This window comes from Pseudomonas fluorescens group sp. PF-1, assembly GCF_054481335.1.
The window spans coordinates 1,282,215-1,307,551 of the sequence record NZ_JBTMNG010000001.1; the positions used below are offsets into that span (position 1 = coordinate 1,282,215).

At 57.0% G+C, this 25,337-nt stretch carries 19 protein-coding genes, 2 rRNA genes and 1 pseudogene; 15 read left to right on the plus strand and 7 right to left on the minus strand.

Going from position 1 to position 25,337, the window contains the following annotated elements:
* The first annotated feature begins 84 nt into the window (after positions 1-84).
* From ACX3YD_RS06125 to ACX3YD_RS06150, 6 genes are all read left to right on the plus strand, one after another.
* A 23S ribosomal RNA gene (locus tag ACX3YD_RS06125) occupies positions 85-2,976 on the plus strand.
* Between the two features lie 149 nt (positions 2,977-3,125).
* Positions 3,126-3,241, plus strand: a 5S ribosomal RNA gene (gene rrf, locus ACX3YD_RS06130).
* 376 nt (positions 3,242-3,617) lie between these two features.
* Entirely contained in the window at positions 3,618-5,222 is a 1,605-nt protein-coding gene (locus ACX3YD_RS06135) for a response regulator (RefSeq protein WP_103406859.1), read from the plus strand.
* Entirely contained in the window at positions 5,219-5,911 is a 693-nt protein-coding gene (locus ACX3YD_RS06140; RefSeq protein ID WP_103406858.1) for a sensor histidine kinase, read from the plus strand. Before ACX3YD_RS06135 ends, ACX3YD_RS06140 begins: the two co-directional genes overlap by 4 nt.
* 215 nt (positions 5,912-6,126) lie before the next feature.
* A complete protein-coding gene (locus ACX3YD_RS06145; RefSeq protein ID WP_458960388.1) occupies positions 6,127-7,368 on the plus strand; it encodes a glutamine synthetase family protein in 1,242 nt (413 codons plus the stop codon).
* Between the two features lie 69 nt (positions 7,369-7,437).
* The gene (locus ACX3YD_RS06150; RefSeq protein ID WP_047532298.1) at positions 7,438-8,802 is read left to right on the plus strand and encodes an MFS transporter; all 1,365 of its coding nucleotides are present in this window, start codon (positions 7,438-7,440) and stop codon (positions 8,800-8,802) included.
* 62 nt (positions 8,803-8,864) lie between these two features.
* Here ACX3YD_RS06150 and ACX3YD_RS06155 read toward each other — a convergent pair whose 3' ends face one another.
* The 4 genes from ACX3YD_RS06155 to flgA form a co-directional block, all read right to left on the minus strand.
* A complete protein-coding gene (locus tag ACX3YD_RS06155; RefSeq protein ID WP_103406856.1) occupies positions 8,865-9,611 on the minus strand; it encodes a flagellar brake protein in 747 nt (248 codons plus the stop codon).
* A gap of 92 nt (positions 9,612-9,703) precedes the next feature.
* Positions 9,704-10,171: a flagella synthesis protein FlgN gene (locus ACX3YD_RS06160; RefSeq protein WP_103406855.1), complete on the minus strand. Its 468-nt coding sequence runs from the start codon at positions 10,169-10,171 to the stop codon at positions 9,704-9,706.
* Positions 10,172-10,220: 49 nt separating this feature from the next.
* Positions 10,221-10,547: a flagellar biosynthesis anti-sigma factor FlgM gene (gene flgM, locus ACX3YD_RS06165; protein WP_047532293.1), complete on the minus strand. Its 327-nt coding sequence runs from the start codon at positions 10,545-10,547 to the stop codon at positions 10,221-10,223.
* A gap of 180 nt (positions 10,548-10,727) precedes the next feature.
* Complete coding sequence (flgA, locus tag ACX3YD_RS06170; protein ID WP_047532291.1) at positions 10,728-11,489, minus strand: flagellar basal body P-ring formation chaperone FlgA; 762 nt, start codon at positions 11,487-11,489, stop codon at positions 10,728-10,730.
* A gap of 83 nt (positions 11,490-11,572) precedes the next feature.
* Here flgA and ACX3YD_RS06175 point away from each other — a divergent pair, with 83 nt between their 5' ends.
* The 6 genes from ACX3YD_RS06175 to flgE all read left to right on the plus strand — a co-directional run bounded on the left by ACX3YD_RS06175 (position 11,573) and on the right by flgE (position 16,594).
* Positions 11,573-12,505, plus strand: coding sequence for a chemotaxis protein CheV (locus ACX3YD_RS06175; RefSeq protein ID WP_090464367.1), 933 nt, complete (start codon positions 11,573-11,575; stop codon positions 12,503-12,505).
* 46 nt (positions 12,506-12,551) lie between these two features.
* The gene (gene cheR, locus ACX3YD_RS06180) at positions 12,552-13,379 is read left to right on the plus strand and encodes a protein-glutamate O-methyltransferase CheR (RefSeq protein WP_047532288.1); all 828 of its coding nucleotides are present in this window, start codon (positions 12,552-12,554) and stop codon (positions 13,377-13,379) included.
* A gap of 277 nt (positions 13,380-13,656) precedes the next feature.
* Positions 13,657-14,064, plus strand: coding sequence for a flagellar basal body rod protein FlgB (gene flgB, locus ACX3YD_RS06185; protein WP_047532287.1), 408 nt, complete (start codon positions 13,657-13,659; stop codon positions 14,062-14,064).
* A 3-nt stretch (positions 14,065-14,067) separates the two neighbouring features.
* On the plus strand, positions 14,068-14,511 hold the full coding sequence (gene flgC / locus ACX3YD_RS06190; RefSeq protein WP_034146132.1) for a flagellar basal body rod protein FlgC: 444 nt from the start codon (positions 14,068-14,070) through the stop codon (positions 14,509-14,511).
* Positions 14,512-14,526: 15 nt separating this feature from the next.
* Positions 14,527-15,249: a flagellar hook assembly protein FlgD gene (flgD, locus tag ACX3YD_RS06195; RefSeq protein WP_458959479.1), complete on the plus strand. Its 723-nt coding sequence runs from the start codon at positions 14,527-14,529 to the stop codon at positions 15,247-15,249.
* A 31-nt stretch (positions 15,250-15,280) separates the two neighbouring features.
* Positions 15,281-16,594 (plus strand): flagellar hook protein FlgE, encoded by a 1,314-nt coding sequence (flgE, locus tag ACX3YD_RS06200; protein ID WP_458959480.1) that lies wholly within the window; start codon positions 15,281-15,283, stop codon positions 16,592-16,594.
* Between the two features lie 248 nt (positions 16,595-16,842).
* Here the strand turns inward: flgE and ACX3YD_RS06205 are convergent.
* Positions 16,843-19,738, minus strand: a pseudogene (locus ACX3YD_RS06205) (ribonucleoside-diphosphate reductase subunit alpha).
* Between the two features lie 733 nt (positions 19,739-20,471).
* Between ACX3YD_RS06205 and ACX3YD_RS06210 the strand changes: the two are divergent.
* Positions 20,472-21,194, plus strand: coding sequence for a winged helix-turn-helix domain-containing protein (locus ACX3YD_RS06210; RefSeq protein WP_458959481.1), 723 nt, complete (start codon positions 20,472-20,474; stop codon positions 21,192-21,194).
* Positions 21,191-22,801 (plus strand): ATP-binding protein, encoded by a 1,611-nt coding sequence (locus ACX3YD_RS06215; RefSeq protein ID WP_103404897.1) that lies wholly within the window; start codon positions 21,191-21,193, stop codon positions 22,799-22,801. Before ACX3YD_RS06210 ends, ACX3YD_RS06215 begins: the two co-directional genes overlap by 4 nt.
* Before the next feature lie 59 nt (positions 22,802-22,860).
* Here ACX3YD_RS06215 and ACX3YD_RS06220 read toward each other — a convergent pair whose 3' ends face one another.
* The gene (locus ACX3YD_RS06220; RefSeq protein ID WP_458959482.1) at positions 22,861-23,586 is read right to left on the minus strand and encodes a 4'-phosphopantetheinyl transferase family protein; all 726 of its coding nucleotides are present in this window, start codon (positions 23,584-23,586) and stop codon (positions 22,861-22,863) included.
* Between the two features lie 109 nt (positions 23,587-23,695).
* On the minus strand, positions 23,696-24,487 hold the full coding sequence (locus ACX3YD_RS06225; RefSeq protein ID WP_090464358.1) for a dienelactone hydrolase family protein: 792 nt from the start codon (positions 24,485-24,487) through the stop codon (positions 23,696-23,698).
* Between the two features lie 145 nt (positions 24,488-24,632).
* On the opposite strand from ACX3YD_RS06225, the gene ACX3YD_RS06230 reads away from it, so the two are divergent.
* Positions 24,633-25,235 (plus strand): hypothetical protein, encoded by a 603-nt coding sequence (locus ACX3YD_RS06230; RefSeq protein ID WP_103404898.1) that lies wholly within the window; start codon positions 24,633-24,635, stop codon positions 25,233-25,235.
* Positions 25,236-25,337: the final 102 nt, after the last annotated feature.

Consider the following 25,337-nt stretch of genomic DNA (forward strand, 5'->3'; position numbering starts at 1 on the left):
ATTTGTGAGTTGCTCTTAATTGAGTAGCGCGAATTTTCGGCGAATGTCGTCTTCACAGTATAACCAGATTGCTTGGGGTTATATGGTCAAGTGAAGAAGCGCATACGGTGGATGCCTTGGCAGTCAGAGGCGATGAAAGACGTGGTAGCCTGCGAAAAGCTTCGGGGAGTCGGCAAACAGACTTTGATCCGGAGATGTCTGAATGGGGGAACCCAGCCATCATAAGATGGTTATCTTAAGCTGAATACATAGGCTTAAGAGGCGAACCAGGGGAACTGAAACATCTAAGTACCCTGAGGAAAAGAAATCAACCGAGATTCCCTTAGTAGTGGCGAGCGAACGGGGACTAGCCCTTAAGTGGCTTTGAGATTAGCGGAACGCTCTGGAAAGTGCGGCCATAGTGGGTGATAGCCCTGTACGCGAAAATCTCTTGGTCATGAAATCGAGTAGGACGGAGCACGAGAAACTTTGTCTGAATATGGGGGGACCATCCTCCAAGGCTAAATACTACTGACTGACCGATAGTGAACTAGTACCGTGAGGGAAAGGCGAAAAGAACCCCGGAGAGGGGAGTGAAATAGATCCTGAAACCGTATGCGTACAAGCAGTGGGAGCAGACTTTGTTCTGTGACTGCGTACCTTTTGTATAATGGGTCAGCGACTTATTTTCAGTGGCGAGCTTAACCGAATAGGGGAGGCGTAGCGAAAGCGAGTCTTAATAGGGCGTCTAGTCGCTGGGAATAGACCCGAAACCGGGCGATCTATCCATGGGCAGGTTGAAGGTTAGGTAACACTGACTGGAGGACCGAACCGACTACCGTTGAAAAGTTAGCGGATGACCTGTGGATCGGAGTGAAAGGCTAATCAAGCTCGGAGATAGCTGGTTCTCCTCGAAAGCTATTTAGGTAGCGCCTCATGTATCACTGTAGGGGGTAGAGCACTGTTTCGGCTAGGGGGTCATCCCGACTTACCAAACCGATGCAAACTCCGAATACCTACAAGTGCCGAGCATGGGAGACACACGGCGGGTGCTAACGTCCGTCGTGAAAAGGGAAACAACCCAGACCGTCAGCTAAGGTCCCAAAGTTATGGTTAAGTGGGAAACGATGTGGGAAGGCTTAGACAGCTAGGAGGTTGGCTTAGAAGCAGCCACCCTTTAAAGAAAGCGTAATAGCTCACTAGTCGAGTCGGCCTGCGCGGAAGATGTAACGGGGCTCAAACCATACACCGAAGCTACGGGTATCACTTAGGTGATGCGGTAGAGGAGCGTTCTGTAAGCCTGTGAAGGTGAGTTGAGAAGCTTGCTGGAGGTATCAGAAGTGCGAATGCTGACATGAGTAACGACAATGGGTGTGAAAAACACCCACGCCGAAAGACCAAGGTTTCCTGCGCAACGTTAATCGACGCAGGGTTAGTCGGTCCCTAAGGCGAGGCTGAAAAGCGTAGTCGATGGAAAACAGGTTAATATTCCTGTACTTCTGGTTATTGCGATGGAGGGACGGAGAAGGCTAGGCCAGCTTGGCGTTGGTTGTCCAAGTTTAAGGTGGTAGGCTGGAATCTTAGGTAAATCCGGGATTCTAAGGCCGAGAGCTGATGACGAGTGTTCTTTTAGAACACGAAGTGGTTGATGCCATGCTTCCAAGAAAAGCTTCTAAGCTTCAGGTAACCAGGAACCGTACCCCAAACCGACACAGGTGGTTGGGTAGAGAATACCAAGGCGCTTGAGAGAACTCGGGTGAAGGAACTAGGCAAAATGGCACCGTAACTTCGGGAGAAGGTGCGCCGGTGAGGGTGAAGTACTTGCTACGTAAGCCCACGCCGGTCGAAGATACCAGGCCGCTGCGACTGTTTATTAAAAACACAGCACTCTGCAAACACGAAAGTGGACGTATAGGGTGTGACGCCTGCCCGGTGCCGGAAGGTTAATTGATGGGGTTAGCTAACGCGAAGCTCTTGATCGAAGCCCCGGTAAACGGCGGCCGTAACTATAACGGTCCTAAGGTAGCGAAATTCCTTGTCGGGTAAGTTCCGACCTGCACGAATGGCGTAACGATGGCGGCGCTGTCTCCACCCGAGACTCAGTGAAATTGAAATCGCTGTGAAGATGCAGTGTATCCGCGGCTAGACGGAAAGACCCCGTGAACCTTTACTATAGCTTTGCACTGGACTTTGAATTTGCTTGTGTAGGATAGGTGGGAGGCTTTGAAGCGTGGACGCCAGTTCGCGTGGAGCCATCCTTGAAATACCACCCTGGCAACTTTGAGGTTCTAACTCAGGTCCGTTATCCGGATCGAGGACAGTGTATGGTGGGTAGTTTGACTGGGGCGGTCTCCTCCTAAAGAGTAACGGAGGAGTACGAAGGTGCGCTCAGACCGGTCGGAAATCGGTCGTAGAGTATAAAGGCAAAAGCGCGCTTGACTGCGAGACAGACACGTCGAGCAGGTACGAAAGTAGGTCTTAGTGATCCGGTGGTTCTGTATGGAAGGGCCATCGCTCAACGGATAAAAGGTACTCCGGGGATAACAGGCTGATACCGCCCAAGAGTTCATATCGACGGCGGTGTTTGGCACCTCGATGTCGGCTCATCACATCCTGGGGCTGAAGCCGGTCCCAAGGGTATGGCTGTTCGCCATTTAAAGTGGTACGCGAGCTGGGTTTAGAACGTCGTGAGACAGTTCGGTCCCTATCTGCCGTGGACGTTTGAGATTTGAGAGGGGCTGCTCCTAGTACGAGAGGACCGGAGTGGACGAACCTCTGGTGTTCCGGTTGTCACGCCAGTGGCATTGCCGGGTAGCTATGTTCGGAATAGATAACCGCTGAAAGCATCTAAGCGGGAAACTAGCCTCAAGATGAGATCTCACTGGGACCTTGAGTCCCCTGAAGGGCCGTCGAAGACTACGACGTTGATAGGTTGGGTGTGTAAGCGCTGTGAGGCGTTGAGCTAACCAATACTAATTGCCCGTGAGGCTTGACCATATAACACCCAAGCAATTTGAGCTTAAGAGCCAGATTGCGGTGTGTGAAGACGCAATGAACCGAAAGTTCGCAACCATTCACAAAAGCCGCACAAACTATCGCATACCCAATTTGCTGAAGCGTCGAAAGACGGTTCAGTACCCGAATTTCTTGACGACCATAGAGCATTGGAACCACCTGATCCCATCCCGAACTCAGCAGTGAAACGATGCATCGCCGATGGTAGTGTGGGGTTTCCCCATGTGAGAGTAGGTCATCGTCAAGATTAAATTCCGAAACCCCTATCTGCGTATGCAGGTAGGGGTTTTGTTTTTGTCCGCAGGAAAGTACTGCGCCGGAAATGGCCGCGGCAGCGATGGTTTCTGGCTCCTGGGGGGGGAATACCTATGAGGCCTTTTTCTCAACGAAAAGGCGCGATAGACCTTTTGCCGCTTCAAGAGAACGCCACCTCTGGCCGATAACCGTATGGCAACAGTGAACTTTATTTCTCGTATCTTCCGAACCGTCGTTTGGTTTGAGAGAAATCACTTGCTAGCTAATGGCTACTAGCTATCATCTGCGCGCCAAAAGAGGCAATGAAGCTGATCTTTTTCGCGTATTGGCCTTTTGATTCTTCTTCTTAAATTGCCTGGAAATCTTCGATGCTGTCGTATCACCAAAAGAGTTTTCTGATCGTCGATGATTTTTCGGATTTCCGCAGTTCGGTCAGGTCCATGCTGCGGGAACTGGGTGTGAAGGATGTAGATACTGCCGATTCCGGTGAGCAAGCACTGCGTATGTGCGCGCAGAAGTCCTATCATTTCATCCTGCAGGATTTTCATCTCGGCGATGGCAAGAAGAACGGTCAACAAGTCCTCGAAGACCTGATGATCGAAAAGCTGATCAGCCATGAAAGTGTATTCGTCATGGTCACCGCCGAAACCAGCCAGGCCATGGTACTCAGCGCCCTGGAACACGAGCCCGACGCGTACCTGACCAAACCCTTCAACCGCTCCGGCCTGGCCCAGCGCCTGGAGCGCCTGGAACAGCGCAAAACCTTGCTTAAGCCGATCCTGCAAGCTCTCGATCGGGACAAGCCTCTTGAAGTGCTAAACGCCTGCATCGCCCTGTGCAAGCAAGATATCCGCTACTCGCCATTGTGCCTGCGCTATCGTGCCGACGCCCTGCGTGACCTCAACCAGAATGAGGCGCTTGAGCGTCTTTACGACAGCATCATTGCAGATCGTCCTTTGCCCTGGGCCTTTGCCGGGCTTGGGCAATTACTGTTCAAGCGGGGTCAGGTTGCACAAGCTAAAGGTGTCTACGAAAAAGCACTGAAAGTGTTCCCGATGATGCCGGCGCTGTACGACGGTATGGCGGATGTGCTGGTCGCCGAAGGTGACACCAAGGCGGCGCAGGCGGTATTGGAAGAAGCAATTCGCTTATCGCCATTGGCTGTGCGCCGACAAGCGCAGTTAGGCAAATTGGCGATGACCAATGAAGATTTTGACACAGCCTCCAGAGCCTACCGTCAGGCTGTTAGCCAAGGCGCCCAGTCACGTTTCAAGGATGCGGAAAGTAACCTCGGGCTGGCCCATGCCTTGATCAGCAAAGGGAGTGAAAAGGGCCTGGATACCCGAACGCGGCTGGAGATCAATACGACGCTGAGCGCTGTGGCCAAAGAGAATCCGTCCGACCCCGGTCTGCAAATTCGTGCCCGGTTGATGAAGGCGACCAGTCTTTTGCTCAACGACAGTGAAACCGCCGAAAAGCTTACCGAGCAAGCGATGATGCGCCTCGATGGCATGGAGCAATTCATGAGCGCGGAAGCGGCACTCTTGGTGGCCAAGCAACTACAAATGCTCGGACAACCCAGTGCGGGCGCGTCGATGTTGAAAAACTGTGCGGAAATCTACGGTGATGACCCCGCTGTCATGAAGGGCATCGCCAAGTTGACCGATGATCCGACCATCCTCAACTCCGGCAACGCCGCCGCTGACCTCAACCGGCAAGGCGTACGCGTGTACAAGACCGGTAATCTGGTAGAGGCCCGGGACGTTTTCCGCAAGGCCCTGGCGCTACAGCCGAAAAACATCAGTATCGCGTTGAACATGGCGCAGGCATTGCTGCATGGCACTGATACCAATGTGCCGTCGGCCGAGCTCGAAGAATGTCGAACCTGTCTGAAAATGGTTGGTTTGATGCCTGACACCGATGCTCGTTATCCGCGTTATCAGAAGCTTAAAAGCAAGGCGTTTGGCGAATGAACGACAACCAGCAAGCATTGGATTTCTCTACGGTGATTGCTTCAACCGTACACGACATGAAGAACTCATTGGCGATGCTGATGCGGGCCCACAGCCAATGGTTGGCAAACCTGCCCGGCCCGTCCCGTCAATCTGCGGAGCAGGGCGTGATCGAGTTCGAGTTCGCTCACCTCAACGGCATGCTCGTGCAGTTGCTGGGGCTGTACAAGTTGGGCGTCAATCAAATGCCCCTGCAGCCGGCCTACCATGAGCTGGATGACTTCATTGAAGCGCAATTGGCGTGTCACCAGGACGTGTTCGCCAGCCGTGGTATTGCCGCTTCTTTCGAGGTGGATCCGCTGAGCCCTTTGGGTTTCTTCGATCGGGAGCTGATTGCTTCGGTATTGGCCAACAGCATCAACAACGCCATTCGTTATGCCCGGCATGCGCTATTGATCACCGTCAGCGATGAGGCTGGGCAACTGGTGCTGACCATCAACGATGATGGTGAAGGGTATCCGTGCGAGATGATCGAGCGACAGGCTGATTATGTGCAGGGTATCAATCAAAGTAGCGGTAGTACCGGGCTGGGTTTGTACTTTGCAGGGCGGATCGCGGCCTTGCATCAGCGAAACGGCGTCGGGGGGCACACCAGAATCAGCAACGGCGGCCCATTGGGTGGAGGCGTATTCAGTCTTTACCTGCCTTGAGCCTTTCTCTGGCCGCAGACCTTTTTGATTAACACTGCTTGATATTCTGAACACGCGGAGTCTATTTTGTACGCGTCGCCGTTCACGGCTCGCACAACAACAAGGATTGCGTCATGAAAGCGGATGACCTCAGTTCACTCGCGCAGCGATTGACGGGTATTGATGAGATTGAATGCGTCACACCGGACTTGAATGGCGTGCCACGGGGCAAAGTGATGACCGCCGAGGGCTTTCTCGACGGACGCCGTTTGCAGATGGCGCGCGGTGTGCTGCTGCAATGCATCATGGGTGGGTATCCGCCAGCACGCTTTTATGGAAGCGATGATGGAGACCTCGCGCTGGTGGCAGATCCCGCGCAGATCCATCGCTTGCCCTGGACCCAGCAGCCACGGGCATTCGCCATTTGCGACGCGGATGAGCTGACCGGCGCCAGCTCCAATCTTTCGACTCGTGGTCAACTCAAGGCGGTTATCGCACGTTACGCGGCGCTTGGCCTCGCGCCGGTGGTGGCAACCGAGCTGGAGTTCTTTGTCTTTGCACCTAATACCGATCCTTCTCAACCCTTCCAGCCTCCAACAGGACTGGACGGACGTCGCGAGGATGGTCATTCGGCGTTCAGTGTCAGCTCCAACAACGGTCTGCGCCCGTTCTTCAGTGAGGTCTACGCCTGCATGGCGGCGTTGGGTTTGCCGCGCGATACGTTCATGCACGAAATGGGCGTCAGTCAGTTTGAGATCAACCTGCTGCACGGCGATCCGCTGCTATTGGCCGACCAGACATTCCTGTTCAAACATTTGCTCAAAGAGGTGGCGCTCAAGCATGGCCTGATCGTTGTCTGCATGGCCAAGCCATTGGCGCATACGCCGGGCAGTTCGATGCATATCCACCAGAGCATCGTCGATATCGATAATGGGCATAACGTATTCAGTGCTGGAGACGGCCAACCGACGGCGACCTTCCATCATTTCATTGCCGGACAGCAGGCCTGCATGGCCGACTTCACCGCGCTGTTTGCGCCGAACGTGAACTCGTATCAGCGCTTGTGCCATCCCTTCGCATCACCGAATAATGCTTGTTGGTCCCATGACAACCGGGCAGCAGGCTTGAGAATTCCGGCCAGTTCGCCGGTCGCTCGTCGGGTCGAGAATCGCTTGCCGGGGGCTGATGCCAACCCTTATCTGGCAATTGCCGCTAGCCTGGCGGCGGGACTCTATGGCATTGAACGACGACTGGAACCGAGCGATCCGATCCAGGGCGAATTTGAGGTGCCGGACAATCTTTCGCTACCCTGTACCTTGCATGCTGCTCTCGAGCGTCTGAAACGTAGCCAACTGGCAAAGGAACTGTTCAGTAAAGAGTTCATCGAAGGCTACATCGCTTCGAAGACCATGGAGTTGACCAGTTTTTATGATGAAATTACTCCCTGGGAGCGGCGTGTTCTAGCAGCCCAGGCCTGACGAAATGTCGACACCGGGCTATCGTTTGGATAGTCCGTTTCTCACTGCAAGGAGCCGCTCGGAACGCCGATGCGCCAAATCTGGAAATCCTTTCGAGCGCTTTATTTCGCCTCGCTGATGATGTTGATCGGCTCAGGCCTTTTGAGTACTTACCTGGCATTGCGTCTGGCTGCCGACCATGTCGACAGTCTGTGGGTCGGTGCGTTGATGGCTGCCAACTATTTTGGCCTGGTACTGGGTGGCAAGATCGGCCACCGGTTGATTGCCCGGGTCGGCCACATTCGAGCTTATTCGGCCTGTGCCGGGATCGTCGGCGCGGCGGTGCTAGGCCATGGTCTGGTGAACTGGTTGCCTGCCTGGCTATTCCTGCGGGTAATCGTCGGTCTCGGCATGATGTGTCAATACATGGTCATCGAGAGTTGGCTCAACGAACAGGCTGACACCAAGCAACGCGGGGTGGTGTTTAGCGGCTACATGATTGCGTCGTATCTGGGGTTGGTGCTGGGTCAGTTGATTCTGGTCATGCACCCGGGGCTGGGGCTCGAGTTACTGATGTTGGTCGCCCTGTGCTTTGCTTTGTGCCTGGTGCCGGTGGCCCTGACCCGACGCATTCACCCGGCGCCGTTGCATCCGGCACCGATGGAGCCGAGGTTCTTTATCAAGCGTGTGCCGCAGTCGTTGAGTACGGTGTTGGGGGCTGGGCTGATCGTCGGTTCGTTTTATGGCTTGGCACCGCTGTATGCCTCTCAGCAAGGGTTGTCCACCGAGCAGGTCGGTTTGTTCATGGGCAGCTGCATTTTTGCCGGGCTGCTGGTGCAGTGGCCTCTGGGGTGGTTGTCCGATCGCTATGACCGGGCGCTGTTGATCCGCAGCTTTGCTTTCAGCCTGGCTCTGGCCGCTTTGCCGTTGGCGATCATGGAGCGGGTTCCGCTAGAGGTATTGTTCATCGCCGGTTTTCTCTGCTCATTGGTCCAGTTCTGTCTGTATCCGCTGGCAGTGGCATTTTCCAACGATCACATCGAGGGGGATCGTCGTGTATCGCTGACCGCCATGTTGTTGGTGACCTACGGGGTCGGCGCCAGTATCGGACCGCTGGTGGCCGGGGTGCTGATGAAGTTGTTCGGCAGCCAGATGCTTTATGCATTCTTCAGTTTTTTCGCGTTGATCCTGGTGTGGCGAATCCGTCCGAAAGCGGTAACCAACCTGCATCAGGTGGACGATGCGCCTCTGCAGCACGTCGCCATGCCGGATAGTATGTCGAGCTCGCCACTGGTGGCGGCACTCGATCCGCGGGTCAATGAGCAGGTGGTGCAGGACCAGATGCAGAACCCGATACCTTCCGAACCAGGGGCCGAATCGGAGCCTGAAGACGATACACCTCGTGAGCAGCCGGACGCGGGGAGTGAAAAAAGTTTTACCGAAGCCAGGCCATAACACTGAGGCAAAAAAACGGGCAGTCACCGCAAGGGGCTGCCCGTTTTTATTGAAGGACTGTCTCAGAAGTCGTCTTTGTCGAAGCGACGCGCTTCGCGTTGCAACTGATAGACGAACCGCTCGACCTGCCGTTGCACCAGTCCGCTCATGTTATGGAAGCGCACACCGGCGAAGGTGGTGGAGATCTTTTCTTCAAAGTGCAGGTAACGCAACTCGACCGGGGCTGTCATCTTGCCAAAGGGCAGGGCGGCCACGAAGCGGTCATAGACTTGACCCAATTGCAGTCGGTCAGTGATGTCGCCAGAAAAGCGTAACTTGCAACCGGTAGCCGAGATGTCCAGCAGCTTGCCGCTGATCGGTGCCTTGATTTTCTCGCCATCAAGGTCGACGTCGACCAGTTGTGCCAGCTTCAACGCCGCGCGAAACGCATTGCGGCGCTGGTGGTAGACCACTTCATCGGGCAGCGTGCCGCGATAGCAACGACTATCGCCGGATTCGTCGATAGTCAGCGGACCGTTGCTTTCCCAGGCAATGCGCACGCCTTCGTGGAAGCCTTCGACTTTGAAGGGTTCGCCGGCCAACAGGAAACGCTCGCCGTCGCGGGGAATCATTTCGTCCAGGGCAATCATGTTGGTTTCACGATCAATGTCCACCAGATAGCTCTGGAAACGCTGGCTGCGCTCGTGGAACGTAATGATCAGTGGGTCATGACTTTCTTGCAGCTGGCGCAGGTTGCTGGAGATTTCCAGAGGCGTGCTAAGCACCTTGGGTGGCTGCGGAGCATCATCCGCATTTAAGGCATTGGACACGGTTAATCAATCTCCAGACAAATTTTGACTACGGCTAGCGGGCATTTTGCCAGCATGTTTCGCGTCTTGATAGAGCGTGCTCATCGACAAGCTTAAGCCTGACTGAGCGGGCGCGGTTTCACAAGCTTGGAGAATGATCCGCTGGCATCGTAGAGCGCGGGAGGTTCGCCGCCGGTAAGAATTTTCAGCTGGGTAGCCGTAGCGGCCTGCTGTATCAGGATCGACTGTCCGTTGCTGGCATTGGTCGTGTGGCACTGGGCCAGGAGGTTGGTCAGCACATCGCTTTGCGCCAGCAATGCTTCGCCAACGCTTGACTGGCTGGCCAATTGTTCCAGGCCGCTGCGGTTGGCAGGCAGGTTGAGGCTGGCGAGGATCTCGCTGCGCTTGCGGCCATGCTGTTCGAGCAAGATGATCAATGCCTGTTTCTGCGCCAGAACGTTTTCGAGCAGAGGCATGTCGCGACCATGCAAGGCGAGGGACTCGGTCTGCAGTAACTCCAGCAATTGTTGCGCTGGAGCAAAATCGTCGATGATCAGTTGCAGTAAATTAGTGTCTTGCATGGCTGGCCTTGGGTTTTAAGCGTCCAAAAGCCTGGCGCAGGCCTTGGGCCTAGCGCTGGGCTTCGAAGTTGAGCAGTTTGCTGGCTATACGGTTGCTGTCGACTTTGTAGCTGCCATCGGCAATCGCTGCTTTCAACGCAGCCACGCGGGCGTTGTCGACGACAGGTTGATCGCGCAGCGTATCAGTGACCTTTTGCAACTGTTGAGCCTCATTGCTGAGATGTACCGATTCCCCGCTTTTGACGGTACTGGCCTGTTCGGCCGGGGTATTCAGCGACGCGGATTTATCGGCCTCGGCCGCTGCCTTGCTTGCGCTGGTACGTGTACTGCCCGTAAGTGACGAGGAACTGTTCAAACGGCTGAAATCGATGACCATGATAAAAAACCTCTGGGAATTTGGACGCTTGCCATGGTTTCGGCCATTCCCTGAAAAACTTTAGGCCCGTTTATCAATGAGCTTGCGCGCGTCAGTGCCCGCCCTGAATGGGGAACAGTTTAGGGAACAGCCTTGGTTAGCGCCATCCTCTTGAGCCGCGAGCGCCAGGAATAGAGAACCCTACATGGACACTTCCACCTGACCTGGCGCGGTGACCTGCGCCTTGATGACTCGCTGGGAGTTGAGGTTCTTGACCCGGATCTGTTCGTTCAGGCCACCGCTGGCCAGTGCCTCGCCAGGCATTCTCACACTGAGCGTACCGCTGCGCGCGGTAATCACCACCTGATCGCCCTTGCGAATGACTTCGGCCTGCTCGATGTGCACCAGGGTAATGACCTGGTCAGTGACCGTTGGTCGGGTCAGTCTTTGTCCGATCGCCTGATCCACCGATGTCAGATAGCCCTGGCTGATCAGGCTGATGTCACGCTCTCGCAAGGTGACGTCGCCAGGCTCGACAATGCCGGCACGGCGCAGCGGTCGAGTGGTGGTCACGACGTCGCGAAACAGGCGTACTTGAGCGGGTACGAACACCGTCCAGGGCGAAGCGCCTTCGCAGCGAACCTTGACCGTTACCCGCCCCAACGGCTTGGCCGGACTCTCCAGCGAGGCTGTCAATTCCTTGTCGCACATTGGCATGCGCAATCGGGGATCAAGCTGATTGACCTGGATTTCGTAGCGACCTTCCGTTTGACTGGTGGCCAGATAGTCTTCTACGGTGAACTCAAGAAAGCCCTGAGTGACGCCGATAAGCATGTCAGGCAAGGTAACCGCGTCAGCAAGGGCAGGGCTGCCAGCGTTGAACAGGCATACGGCCGCCAACACGCCGAGCAATTTGCGGTAGGGTGTGGTCAGGCGTCGAAAAAATGTCGGTTCTGTGTTCATAGAGAGATAAAAAGCAAGCGCCGTGCCGTTTAGAGATGAATGTGCGTCGCAACAACACTTAGCGTTGGTGTAGGAGTCTGGGCATGGCTGGTGTAATGGATTCGGTAAACCAGCGCACGCAACTGGTGGGGCAGAATCGCCTTGAGCTGTTGTTGTTCCGTCTTGACGGCCAGCAGCTGTATGGGATCAACGTATTCAAGGTTCGGGAGGTGCTGCAATGCCCCCAATTGACGCTGATGCCCAAGTCCAGTCCTGTCGTGTGCGGCGTGGCGAATATTCGGGGGGCGACCATTCCGATCCTTGATCTGGCGATGGCGACCGGCTCGGGTGGTTTGAAAGACAAGAACAATCCCTTCGTGATCATCACGGAGTACAACACCAAGACTCAGGGGTTCCTGGTGCGCTCGGTGGAGCGGATCGTGAACATGAACTGGGAGGAGATTCATCCGCCACCCAAGGGCACTGGCCGCGATCACTACCTGACGGCGGTGACTCGGGTCGACAATCAGCTCGTCGAAATCATCGATGTCGAAAAGGTGCTGGCGGAAGTGGCGCCGACACCGGAAGCGATCTCCGCAGGCGTGGTGGACGTCGAAACCCAGCACAAGGCGCTCTCTTTGCGTGTGCTGACGGTCGATGACTCGTCGGTGGCGCGCAAGCAGGTTACGCGTTGCCTGCAAACGGTGGGTGTCGAAGTGGTGGCGCTCAACGACGGTCGGCAAGCGCTGGATTACCTGCGCAAACTGGTCGACGAGGGCAAGAAGCCGGAAGAAGAGTTCCTGATGATGATCTCCGACATCGAGATGCCGGAGATGGACGGGTACACCCTCACGGCGGAGATCCGCAGCGACCCTCGCATGCAAAAGCTTCATATCATCCTGCATACTTCGTTGTCGGGTGTGTTCAATCAGGCGATGGTCAAGAAAGTCGGTGCCGATGACTTCCTCGCCAAATTCCGTCCTGATGACCTGGCATCCCGGGTAGTCGACCGGATCAAAGCAGCAGACATTAGCTAGGGGCGTTCGGCCCCCGGCAGTCAACACGATTTAAGAGGCGGCAGCATTGTCAACGGGTAATTTGGATTTCGAACAGTTCCGGGTATTCCTGGAAAAAGCCTGTGGCATTTTGCTCGGTGAAAACAAGCAGTATCTGGTCTCGAGCCGTCTCAACAAACTGATGGAGCAGCAGGGTATCAAGTCGTTGGGTGAGCTTGTCCAGCGCATGCAGACCCAACCGCGCAGCGGTTTGCGCGAGCAGGTGGTGGACGCCATGACCACCAACGAAACCCTGTGGTTTCGTGATACCTACCCCTTTGAAGTCTTAAAGAACAAGGTACTGCCCGAAGCGATCAAGGCCAGTCCCGGCCAGCGTCTGCGCATCTGGTCGGCGGCATGCTCGTCGGGTCAGGAACCGTATTCGCTGTCGATGTCCATTGACGAGTTCGAGCGGGTCAACATGGGCCAGTTGAGGATGGGCGTGCAGATCGTTGCCACCGATCTTTCCAGCACCATGCTCACCAACTGCAAGACCGGCGAGTACGACAGCCTGGCCATTGGTCGCGGCCTGTCACCTGAGCGACTGCAGCGATATTTTGACCCGAAAGGGCCGGGGCGCTGGGTCATCAAGGCTCCGATCAAGAGTCGGGTGGAGTTCCGCTCGTTCAATCTGCTGGACAGTTACGCCAGCCTGGGCAAGTTCGACATCGTGTTCTGTCGCAACGTCCTGATTTACTTCTCTGCCGAAGTGAAGAAGGACATCCTGTTGCGGATTCACAGTACATTGAAGCCCGGTGGTTATCTGTTCCTTGGTGCTTCGGAAGCGCTCAATGGATTGCCGGATCATTACCAGATGGTCCAGTGCAGTCCGGGGATCATTTACCAGGCGAAGTGATTCGTTGCTGGACTGAAAACGGGAGACCTCAGAGGGCTCCCGTTTTTTTATGCCCGGCGTATTCCTGCCGACACCTCGAGCCCGCTCCCAAGAACGCGTGTGTTTGCCAATGGGCAAGCGGCAGAAAAGCGGCAGGCGGCGGAAAACGGTTGCCGCTTTTCTGGCATTGCCGCGTTGCCACTGCTCGCAAAGCCCCGGTTTACGGGGCTTCATGAGTTGGCATGACGCTTGCTAAGTTCATCGTACGAAAAATCAGGTCACCCGAAGGTTTCCCGACATGAGCATCAGCTTCGATAAAGCGCTCGGTATTCACGAAAAGGCTCTGGGCTTTCGCGCTCAGCGCGCCGAAGTTCTGGCCAACAACATTGCCAACGCCGACACCCCGAACTACAAGGCTCGGGATCTGGAGTTCTCGAAAGTGCTTGAGGCGCAGAGCGATAAAGCCAAGAACGGCACGTTCGCCTTGAACATGACCAACAGTCGTCATATCGAAGCCGAAGGCCTGGGTAATGGTGACGAGTCGCTGATGTATCGCACGCCGATGCAACCGTCGATCGACCAGAACACCGTTGACGCTCAACTGGAACAGTCGAACTACGCGGAAAACGCAGTCGGCTTCCAGGCCAGCTTCACGCTGCTCAACAGCAAATTCAAAGGGCTGGTGTCAGCCTTGCGCGGAGAGTAAGTCATGTCCCTGTCCAGTGTTTTCAACATTGCCGGTAGCGGCATGAGTGCGCAAACCACTCGTTTGAACACCGTTGCTTCGAACATCGCCAACGCCGAAACCGTCTCGTCGAGCATCGACCAGACCTATCGCGCGCGTCATCCGGTATTCGCCACCATGTTCCAGGGCGGCCAGAGCGGCGGCAGCGATTCGCTGTTCCAGAACCAGGACGCCGCCGGTCAAGGCGTGCAGGTCATGGGCGTGGTCGAAGATCAGAGCAACCTCGAGGCGCGTTACGAGCCGAACCATCCGGCTGCCGATGCCAAGGGCTACGTCTACTACCCGAACGTCAACGTAGTGGAAGAAATGGCTGACATGATTTCCGCGAGTCGTTCGTTCCAGACCAACGCTGAAATGATGAACACCGCCAAAACCATGATGCAGAAAGTCCTGACCCTCGGTCAGTGATAAGGGGCGACTCAGATGAGTGTTAGCGATTCCACCAGCGGTTTGAGCCTCAAGGATGTCTTGGCCAATTCTTCGGTCAAGACCAGCACCACGAAGGGCAGTCTGGGATCGGCGGTCAGCGGCTCCACAGGCAACCAGTCCCTGGGCAAGGACGCGTTCCTGCAGTTGCTGGTGACGCAACTGAAAAACCAGAACCCGCTGGACCCGCAGGACAACAGCGCGTTCGTGGCTCAATTGGCACAGTTCAGTAGCCTGGAAGGAATTACCACGCTCAACGATACGGTCAGCGGCATTGCCGGCAACTACAACTCGTCTCAAGCGTTGCAGGCTTCTTCGCTGGTAGGTCGTTCTGTTGTTGCCCAGACCGACACCGCAGTGGTCGACACCTCCAAGAGTTTCAACGGTACGGCGGTCGTACCTGCCTCGACGAATCCGGTGACGATCAAGATCACTGATACCGATGGCAAAGTTGTTCGCACCATCGACCTGGGCAGCCAGCAAGCCGGTAACGCCAGTTTCATCTGGGACGGCAAAAACGATGCGGGCGAGGTGGCCAAGGCCGGCACGTACAAGTTTTCGGCTACCGCGACTTACGACAGCCAGGCGACCTCGCTGGTGACTTACCTGCCGGCCACCGTCAACAGCGTGACCATCAGCCAGACCGGCGGTGAGTTGATGCTGAACCTGGCAGGCCTGGGCAGTGTTGCCCTGTCCAAAGTACAGACCATTGGTATATAGAGCCGACTAACACGGCACAAAGGAGTGGAATATGTCTTTCAATATCGGCCTTAGCGGTCTCTATGCAGCCAACAAACAGCTGGACGTAACCGGCAACAACATCGCCAACGTCGCGACCGCCGGTTTCAAATCGTCCCGTGCAGAATTCGAAGATGTGTACTCGGCCACGCGCCTGGGTACCGGTAGCAAGACTGTCGGCAACGGCGTGCGTCTGGCCAACGTTTCCCAGCAGTTTGGCCAGGGCGACGTGAACAACACCGGCAACGTGTTGGACATGGGTATCCAGGGCAACGGTTTCTTCATCCTCAGCGACAACGGCTCCTTGAGCTACACCCGTGCCGGCGCGTTCAAGACAGACGCCCAGAACTACGTGGTCGACAACAACGGCAACCGTCTGCAGGGTTATGGCGTCGACTCCAATGGCAAGATCATCAACGGTGTGTTGACTGACTTGAAGATTGATACGTCGAGCCTGAAGCCGAATCCGACTACCAAGGTTGATCAGACGATGAACCTGAACTCGGCGGAAACAAATCCTACCGTGGCCACGTTCAGCCCGACAGATACTAATAGCTATAACAAGACTATCTCCACCAAGGTCTACGACAGCCAGGGTAACGAGCACACCATGGACCAGTACTACGTGAAAACGGGTACCAATGCCTGGCGTGTCTATACCTACATGGACGGCCGTACCCCTTCGGATCCGGCCAACAATACCCTGACTCCTTTGACCGCTGACATCACTTTCAACTCCGATGGCAGCATTAACACGCTGACGGCGGGTGCCGGCTGGACCAAGACCGGTAACACGTTGACCATGACTGGTTGGGTGCCTGGTGCCATTACAAACGCCGCAACGATTCCTGTGACCTGGGGCCCGAACGGTTCCGTCGCTGCCACTGGCGGTATTGCGTTCAACATGGCGCTGACCACTTCTTACAACTCGCCAACCGCCCGTACCGCCCAATACCAGGACGGCTACGCCACCGGCCAGATCTCCAGCCTGACCATCGACGAAAGCGGTGTCATGACCGCCAACTTCAGCAACCAGCAAACCAAGGCCATCGGACAGGTAGCGGTTGCCAGCTTCGCCAACGAGCAAGGCTTGCAGCCAATCGGCGGTACCCGCTGGAAAGAAACCTACGCCTCGGGCGTGGCCGGCGTTGATGCACCGAAAACCGGTACCCTCGGCGCGGTGGTTTCCAACTCCCTGGAAGAGTCCAACGTTAACCTGACCAACGAACTGGTCGACCTGATCAAGGCGCAGAGCAACTACCAGGCGAACGCCAAGACCATCTCCACCCAGAGCACCATCATGCAGACCATTATTCAGATGACCTGATGCCGGTTGGCTGAAAGCGCTGCACAAAAAGCCCCTCGCAGAGGGGCTTTTTAGTTTGGGTCGGTCCGGTAGGAGCGAGCTTGCTCGCGACGGGCGTTAACGATCACGTGTTCTGGCTGAATAACCGTGTGGTTTTCACCTGCATCGCGAGCACGCTTTCGCCTGCAAGAGCCAAAAGAAAACCCCCGATCAGCCAGTGGCTCATCGGGGGTTTCAGGAAAGCGTCTTGCGACGCTGACCAGCTCAGCTTATTGGCAAGCTTCGCAATCCGGCTCGTCGATGGCGCAGGCCTTCGGCACTGGCGCCGGACCTGCTGGCGCAGCCAGGACCGAGTCGTCGCCATGGTTGCCGCCGCTGGAAACAGCGTTCAGCTTGCCGGTGTTGATGGTCGACTTCTCGGTGCTGGTCGCGGCCAGGGCACGGAGGTAGTAAGTGGTTTTCAGACCACGGTACCAGGCCATGCGGTAGGTCACGTCCAGCTTCTTGCCCGAAGCGCCGGCGATGTACAGGTTCAGGGACTGGGCCTGGTCGATCCACTTCTGACGACGGCTTGCCGCGTCAACGATCCACTTGGTGTCCACTTCGAAGGCGGTCGCGTAGAGCTCTTTGAGCTCTTGCGGGATGCGCTCGATTTGCTGCACGGAACCGTCGTAGTACTTCAGATCGTTGATCATGACCGAATCCCACAGACCGCGAGCTTTCAGATCGCGAACCAGGTACGGGTTGATCACGGTGAATTCGCCCGACAGGTTCGATTTCACATAGAGGTTTCTGGTAGGTCGGTTCGATCGACTGCGAAACGCCAGTGATGTTGGCGATGGTCGCGGTCGGTGCGATGGCCATGATGTTGGAGTTACGAATGCCTTTCTGTACACGGGCGCGCACAGGGGCCCAGTCCAGGGTTTCGTTCAGGTCAACGTCGATGTACTTCTGGCCACGTTGTTCGATCAGGATCTGTTGCGAATCCAGCGGCAGGATGCCCTTGGACCACAGAGAGCCCTGGAACGTCTCGTAGGCACCGCGCTCGTCAGCCAGGTCGCAGGAGGCCTGGATCGCGTAGTAGCTGACCGCTTCCATCGACTTGTCGGCAAACTCGACTGCTGCGTCGGAACCGTAAGGGATGTGTTGCAGGTACAACGCGTCCTGGAAGCCCATGATGCCCAGGCCGACCGGACGGTGCTTGAAGTTGGAGTTCTTCGCTTGCGGCACCGAGTAGTAGTTGATGTCGATCACGTTATCGAGCATGCGTACTGCCGTGTTCACGGTGCGTTGCAGCTTGGTGGTGTCCAGCTTGCCGTTGACGATGTGGTTTGGCAGGTTGATCGAGCCCAGGTTGCAAACGGCGATTTCGTCCTTGTTGGTGTTCAAGGTGATCTCGGTGCACAGGTTCGAGCTGTGGACCACGCCGACGTGCTGCTGCGGGCTGCGCAGGTTGCACGGGTCTTTGAAGGTCAGCCATGGGTGGCCGGTTTCAAACAGCATGGACAGCATTTTGCGCCACAGGTCTTTGGCCTGGATGGTCTTGAACAGCTTGACCTTGCCTGGGTACTCGGTCAGGGCTTCGTAGTACTCGTAGCGCTCTTCGAAGGCCTTGCCAGTCAGGTCGTGCAGGTCTGGAACTTCGGACGGCGAGAACAGGGTCCACTTGCCATCATCGAAGACACGCTTCATGAACAGGTCAGGAATCCAGTTGGCGGTGTTCATGTCGTGGGTACGACGACGGTCATCACCGGTGTTCTTGCGCAGTTCGATGAACTCCTCGATGTCCATGTGCCAGGTTTCCAGGTAGGCACAGACAGCGCCCTTGCGCTTGCCACCCTGGTTAACGGCGACGGCAGTGTCGTTCACCACTTTCAGGAACGGTACGACGCCCTGGGATTTGCCGTTGGTGCCCTTGATGTACGAACCCAGTGCACGAACAGGCGTCCAGTCGTTGCCCAGGCCGCCGGCGAATTTCGACAGCATGGCGTTGTCGTGGATCGCGTGGTAGATGCCCGACAGGTCATCCGGCACGGTGGTCAGGTAGCAGCTCGACAGCTGCGGACGCAGGGTGCCGGCGTTGAACAGCGTCGGGGTCGAGGACATGTAGTCGAAGGACGACAACAGGTTGTAGAACTCGATCGCACGGTCTTCCTTTTGCTTCTCTTCGATCGCCAGGCCCATGGCTACGCGCATGAAGAAAATCTGCGGCAGTTCGAACCGCACGCCATCCTTGTGGATGAAGTAACGGTCGTACAGGGTTTGCAGGCCCAGGTAGGTGAACTGCTGGTCGCGCTCGTGGTTGATCGCCTTGCCCAGTTTTTCCAGGTCGAAGTCGGCCAGAACCGGGTTCAGCAATTCGAATTCGATACCCTTGGCGATGTAGGCAGGCAGGGCCTTGGCGTACAGGTCGACCATTTCGTGGTGGGTGGCGCTTTCGGCGACGCCGAGGAAGCCCAGGCCTTCGGCACGCAGGGTGTCCATCAGCAGGCGCGCGGTGACGAACGAGTAGTTTGGCTCACGCTCGACCAGCGTACGGGCAGTCATCACCAGGGCGGTGTTGACGTCGGTCAGGGCCACGCCGTCGTACAGGTTTTTCAGGGTTTCGCGCTGGATCAGGTCGCCGTCGACTTCCTCCAGGCCTTCGCAGGCTTCGGTGACGATGGTGTTCAGGCGGCCCATGTCCAGCGGCGCCAGGCTGCCGTCGGCACGGGTAATGCGGATCGAAGGATGAGCGTTGACCGCATCTTCGGCCGGGGCGCGTACGGCGCGTTCCTTGGAACGGGCATCACGATAGATCACGTAGTCGCGAGCAACTTTCTGCTCGCCGGCGCGCATCAGGGCCAGTTCGACCTGGTCCTGGATTTCTTCGATGTGGATGGTGCCGCCCGATGGCATGCGACGCTTGAAGGTCGCGGTGACCTGTTCGGTCAGGCGTGCAACGGTGTCGTGGATTCGCGACGAAGCGGCAGCGGTGCCGCCCTCAACTGCGAGAAACGCTTTGGTGATGGCGACGGTGATTTTGTCATCGGTGTAAGGAACGACAGTGCCGTTACGCTTGATCACGCGAAGCTGGCCCGGCGCGGTGGCGGACAGATCCGAATTCGAATCAGCGGCCTGAGGCAAGGTGCCCTGCGGGTTCTCGCGAGTTGTGTCGGTTTGCATGGGTGTCTCCACGTTCTCTATGTTTGTTTGGGCACCATCACGGTGCCCACCGTTCTGTCCTGAAGCACTACAACCGGCGAATGCCGGGAATAACAACTTCGGGACAGTAGGAAGGGGGCTATTGGGGCGCCGCTTCCATGCCGAAGTCTTTGGTCTCACGCCTTGGGCGGGAGGCCGGGGTCCTTTGAGGTGACAGTTGGGGACTGCAACACCCGTACCGTTTTCACCCTTATGGGCCGAAATACAGTAACCATCCGCACGCGCGGTTTTGGCTGTCGAAAATACGTTTGGTTCAACCGGAGGGTGGCAAGAAAAGCGCTTGAAATTGGTGTCCGGTTTGTGTTTGGTCTTTTGCGCAAAACCCTACATCTAGGGTTTTTTTGGCGCCGAGGTACAAGATAATGCGTTTTGGGGGGGGATTGCAACGTACTACCTGTGGATAAGCCTGTGCGTAAATTGTGTGTGAAAGAGCGAATCGGCGTGTAGGCCGCAATGCTGCTGGACCGGACCTTTTTTCATCAATTTTCAATGATCGAAAACGGCCGGGTGGATTTTTAAGGGCGCGAACCCTATCACAAAAAACCGTCTTGTCCGAACGCATTTAGCGGCTTGTGTTCTGCGCGAGCGACGTTTATACAATCGGCCAGCCTGTAGGCAATTTATCCTCCCCAATCGTTACAAAAAGACGGGCGGATCCTTCCTTATTAGAGTTACTGGCAAGAAGAGGTCACCCGTGGAGCAAGAAGCCTGGCAGGTATTGATTGTCGAGGACGACCAGCGTCTGGCCGAGCTGACCCGCGATTACCTGGAAGCCAACGGCCTGCGAGTGTCGATCGAAGGCAATGGTGCCCTCGCCGCTGGCCGCATCATCAAGGAAAAACCGGACCTGGTAATCCTCGACCTGATGCTGCCCGGCGAGGACGGCTTGAGCATTTGCCGCAAAGTCCGCGACCGCTATGACGGGCCGATCCTGATGCTCACCGCGCGGACCGACGATACCGACCAGATCCTCGGCCTCGACCTGGGCGCCGACGACTACGTATGCAAACCCGTGCGTCCGCGTTTGTTGCTGGCGCGCATTCAGGCGCTGTTGCGGCGCAGTGAAACACCAGAAGCCGCGCCGGAGAAACAACGGCGGCTGCAGTTCGGTCCGTTGGTCGTGGACAACGCTTTGCGCGAAGCCTGGCTTAACGACCATGGCATCGAACTGACCAGCGCCGAATTCGATCTGCTCTGGCTGTTGGTAGCCAATGCCGGACGCATTCTGTCCCGGGAAGAAATCTTCACGGCGCTGCGTGGCATCGGCTATGACGGCCAGGATCGCTCCATCGACGTGCGCATTTCACGCATCCGTCCGAAAATCGGCGATGACCCGGATCACCCTCGTCTGATCAAGACCGTGCGCAGCAAAGGCTACCTGTTCGTTCCTGAGGCCTGCGTAGACTCGCCGCTGTGAACTCGATCTTCCTGCGTATCTACGGCGGCATGTGCGCCGCGCTGGTTCTGGTGGCGGTGCTCGGTGTGCTGGCGTTACACATGCTCAACCAGGTACGCAGCGAGCAGTACCGCGAGCGCCTGGCCCATGGCACGTTCTCGTTGATGGCCGACAACCTGCAACCGATGAACGAGACCGAGCGCCATCGTGCCTTGTTAGTGTGGGAACGCCTGCTGGGGATTCCGCTGGCGCTGAAAACCTTCAACCAGACGGACCTTGACCTGACCCAGCGCACCCGTGTGCTGCACGGGCAAGCGCTGGTGGAGCAGACCGGTCCGCATGCGGCGAAGGTTTACCGGCTGGTCAGCGAAAAGGAACAACTGGTACTCACGGGGGAAGTCCAGCAGATCAGTGAGCAACTGGCGCGGGCGACGATTTACCTGTTGACCGATGAACTGGTGCGCGTGCCGGTGGCCGAGCAACCCCAGCGCTTGGCGCAACTGAAGCAGGACAAGGGTTTTGGCTTCGACTTGCGTCTGGTCACGGTCGATGAGGCGGACATGGACGAGGACCAGAGTCGTCGAGTGTCCGAAGGTGACACGGTGATGGCGCTGGGCAAGGAGGGCGATTCGATCCGCGTGTTCGCTGGCATGGTCGGGACGCCATGGGTCCTGGAAATCGGCCCTTTGTATCAGATGAATCCTTATCCGCCGGAATGGCTCGTGCTGATTGCCGCACTGGGCCTCACGCTGATCGGGTTGATCGTTTACTTGCTGGTTCGCCAACTGGAGCGCCGCTTGCGCGGTCTTGAGGCAGCGGCCACGCGCATCGCCAGGGGTAGCCTGGAAACCCGTGTGCCGGCGCGCGGTGCGGACTCGGTGGGGCGTTTGGCGTCGGCGTTCAACGGCATGGCCGAACACTTGCAACAATTGCTGGCAATCCAGCGCGAACTGGTGCGCGCCGTTTCCCACGAGCTGCGTACGCCGGTGGCGCGCCTGCGTTTCGGTCTGGAGATGATTGGTTCGGCCACCACGCCGCAAGCCCTGGAAAAGTACTGTGAAGGCATGGACCACGACATTGAGGATCTCGACCGACTGGTCGACGAAATGCTCACTTACGCAAGGCTCGAGCAGGGCTCGCCGGCGCTGAACTTCCAGCGCATCGACCTGGATGCGCTGGTCAATCAGGTGATCGAGGAGCTGGCGCCTTTGCGTGCCGACGTCACGGTGCAGCGCGGGTTGTGCCTGTCGGCGGCCGATTGCGACGACGCCTGGGTCGAGGCTGAGCCGCGCTACCTGCATCGGGCGCTGCAGAACCTGGTGAGTAATGCCATGCGTCACGCGCAATCACGGGTGACCATCAGCTATCAGGTTGGGCAGCAACGCTGTCGGGTCGATGTCGAGGATGACGGGCCGGGTGTGCCGGAAATCGCCTGGGAGAAAATCTTTACCCCGTTCCTGCGGCTGGATGACAGCCGCACCCGTGCGTCGGGTGGACATGGCTTGGGGCTGTCCATCGTGCGGCGCATTATCCATTGGCACGACGGCCGGGCGTTGATCGGCAAGAGCAAGAGCCTTGGGGGGGCCTGTTTCAGTTTGAGCTGGCCGCGCAATCAGGAGAAGCGCTGAGAGCTTGGTTGTCTGGGCAATCGCCTCTGCGAGCACTACACATACAGGCACTGGAGTTTTCAGGCCTGGAGACTGACGAGGCTCAACAACTGCCCGTCCTTGACCCCGAACTGCGCATCCAGCTCGGTGCCATTGCGCCACTCGGCGGACAGGTCTGTCAGTAATCGCAGCCGCACCTCTCCACTCTCAGTCCACTCCAGCACTTCGGCGTGTTCAAAATAGAAACGCTGCCGGACGATCGGATAGAGCGCCTTGAACAGGCTCTCTTTCACGGAAAATATCAGGGTTACCCATAGCGCCAGTTGATCGTGATGGCCGGCGGCCATGCGCTGCAGTTCCGGCGGGGTGAGGATCTCTGCGGCCAGGCGCTCGGCCCGTTCGGCGTTGAGCAGGTTTTCCAGGTCCATTCCCAGTCCGCGCCAATGGCTTTTTTTTGCGACGATAGCGGCGGCACGGCCCGTGCTGTGGGTGATCGAGCCGGTAATGTGTGCCGGCCAGACGGGGGCCCGGTCTTCGCCGATGGCCGGGCTGACGTTCAGACCTTCCAATTGTTGCAGCGCGGCACGGGCGCAGACACGGCCGGCGAGAAACTCTGCCTGACGCTTGGCGACCGAGCGCTGGATGGTCGCTGGCGCTTCAATGGCGCTGCGCTGAAAATCATCACTGACCAGTTGCGAGGTATTGAAGTGCGTGCTCAACAGTATGGTATCGGGCAGCACATGGGGCAGCGGCCAATGGGCATCAAGTGGGGTGCAAAAAGCGGGCAGGACGGGGAGTGGTTTCATGTCTGGCATTTTGCCGGGTTGGATTGGCGCTGGGTAGTAGTCGAGGGTTTTGTGGCGAGGGAGCAAGCTCCCTTGCCACAGGGATGCTCGGCTCCCGATGTTGGGCGTGTCAGCTGAAAATCTTTTTGAAAAACGCCTGCATGTCCGCCCACGACTTTTCATCCGCCGGCTTGTTGTAACCGATGTCCGGCCCACCATGATCGCCGTGGCTCAAGCGATCGGCATCAGGGTTGCTGAAGCCATGCTTGGCACCGTCGAGGCTGACGAATGTGTAGTCGGCGCCGGCCTTGTCCATTTCGGCTTTGAACGCAGCGACATTTTCGGGAGTGATCATGCTGTCACGGGCGCCGTGTTCGACGAGGATTTTCGCTTTCACGCTGCCTGGCGTAGCGGGGGTATTGGTTGCCAGTGCGCCGTGGAAACTGACGACACCTGCCAAGGGCACACCCTGACGTGCCGCATTGAGCACCACGCCACCACCGAAGCAGTAGCCGATGGCGGCCATTTTATTGGGGTCGGTTTGCGGCTGTTTCTTCAGCAGATCGAGCCCGGCCTGGAACCGTGCGCTGGCCACCGCGCTGTCTTTCAAAACGGCTTGCATGAAAGCCATGGCGTCCTTCGGATGTTCGGTGTTCTTGCCGTCACCATACATATCGATGGCCAGTGCGCTGTAGCCCAGACCGGCCAGATCCCGGGCACGTCGTTTGGCGTAGTCGTTGAGCCCCCAGAACTCATGCACGACCACAACACCGGGTCGCGGTCCCTTGATCGCGTCGTCGTAGGCGTAATAGCCGATCATTTTCGTGCCGTCGGCAGTTTGGTAGGGGATTTCCTGGGTCTTTATGGCGGCCTGGCTGAGCCCGCTCAAGGCCAGCAAGAGGACAGCGAGGAACATGCGCATGGTCGAATCTCCTGTTGAAACTCTTGGAAACACTCGGGAGGAGTTGGTTCAGCTTAGGTTAAGGGCGCGTTCAGGGGGAGTTCAGGGCGACGTAAGTAGTCTTGCCCCGTAGCCAATAAACAAGCAACTCACTAGGAGTTTCACTATGACTGGATTCAAAAAACTGCTTCTGGCATTCACCGTTTTGGGCGCAAGTACGACAGCGTTCGCGTCCGACGACACTTTCGGTAGCCTGACTTTAGGGCAGACCAGCGACAAGATCAAAAAGTCCCACGCCCTGAACGACAACCTTAATCGTCCGAACGCTGACGGCGTGATTGGCAAGGACACAACCTGGGGTGTGCGTCTGGGCCAGCAAAACAGCCAAGGGCGCTACTACGCCACTTACGACAACGTGTCGGGCTCGCACAATGGCATTAAACTGCGTCAGGAGAACCTCTTGGGCAGCTACGATCTGTTCTACCCGGTAGGCGGCACTACCAAACTCTTCGGCGGCGCCTCGGCGGGATTGACCAAAATGACTCAGGAATCGCCAGGTTTCAGTCGCGACAGCAATATCGGTTACGCGCTGGGTGGTCAGGCGGGAGTTCTACAGCAGATTTCGCGAAATACGTCAGTTGAACTGGGGTACCGTTACCTGCGAAGCAATGCCAGCACCGAGATGAGCGAGCACGGTGGCAGCAAACAGGGTTCGCTGAGACTGACCAGCAGCGCCCAGACTTACGTTTCCGCCAACTACGCTTTCTGAAATAAAACGTTCGCGACGGGCCGGCACCGGATCAGCCATGAGGTTGAACCGGTGCCGGCCTGTACACTATCGAGGTGCGCTGTTCGTACCTCTGGAGACATT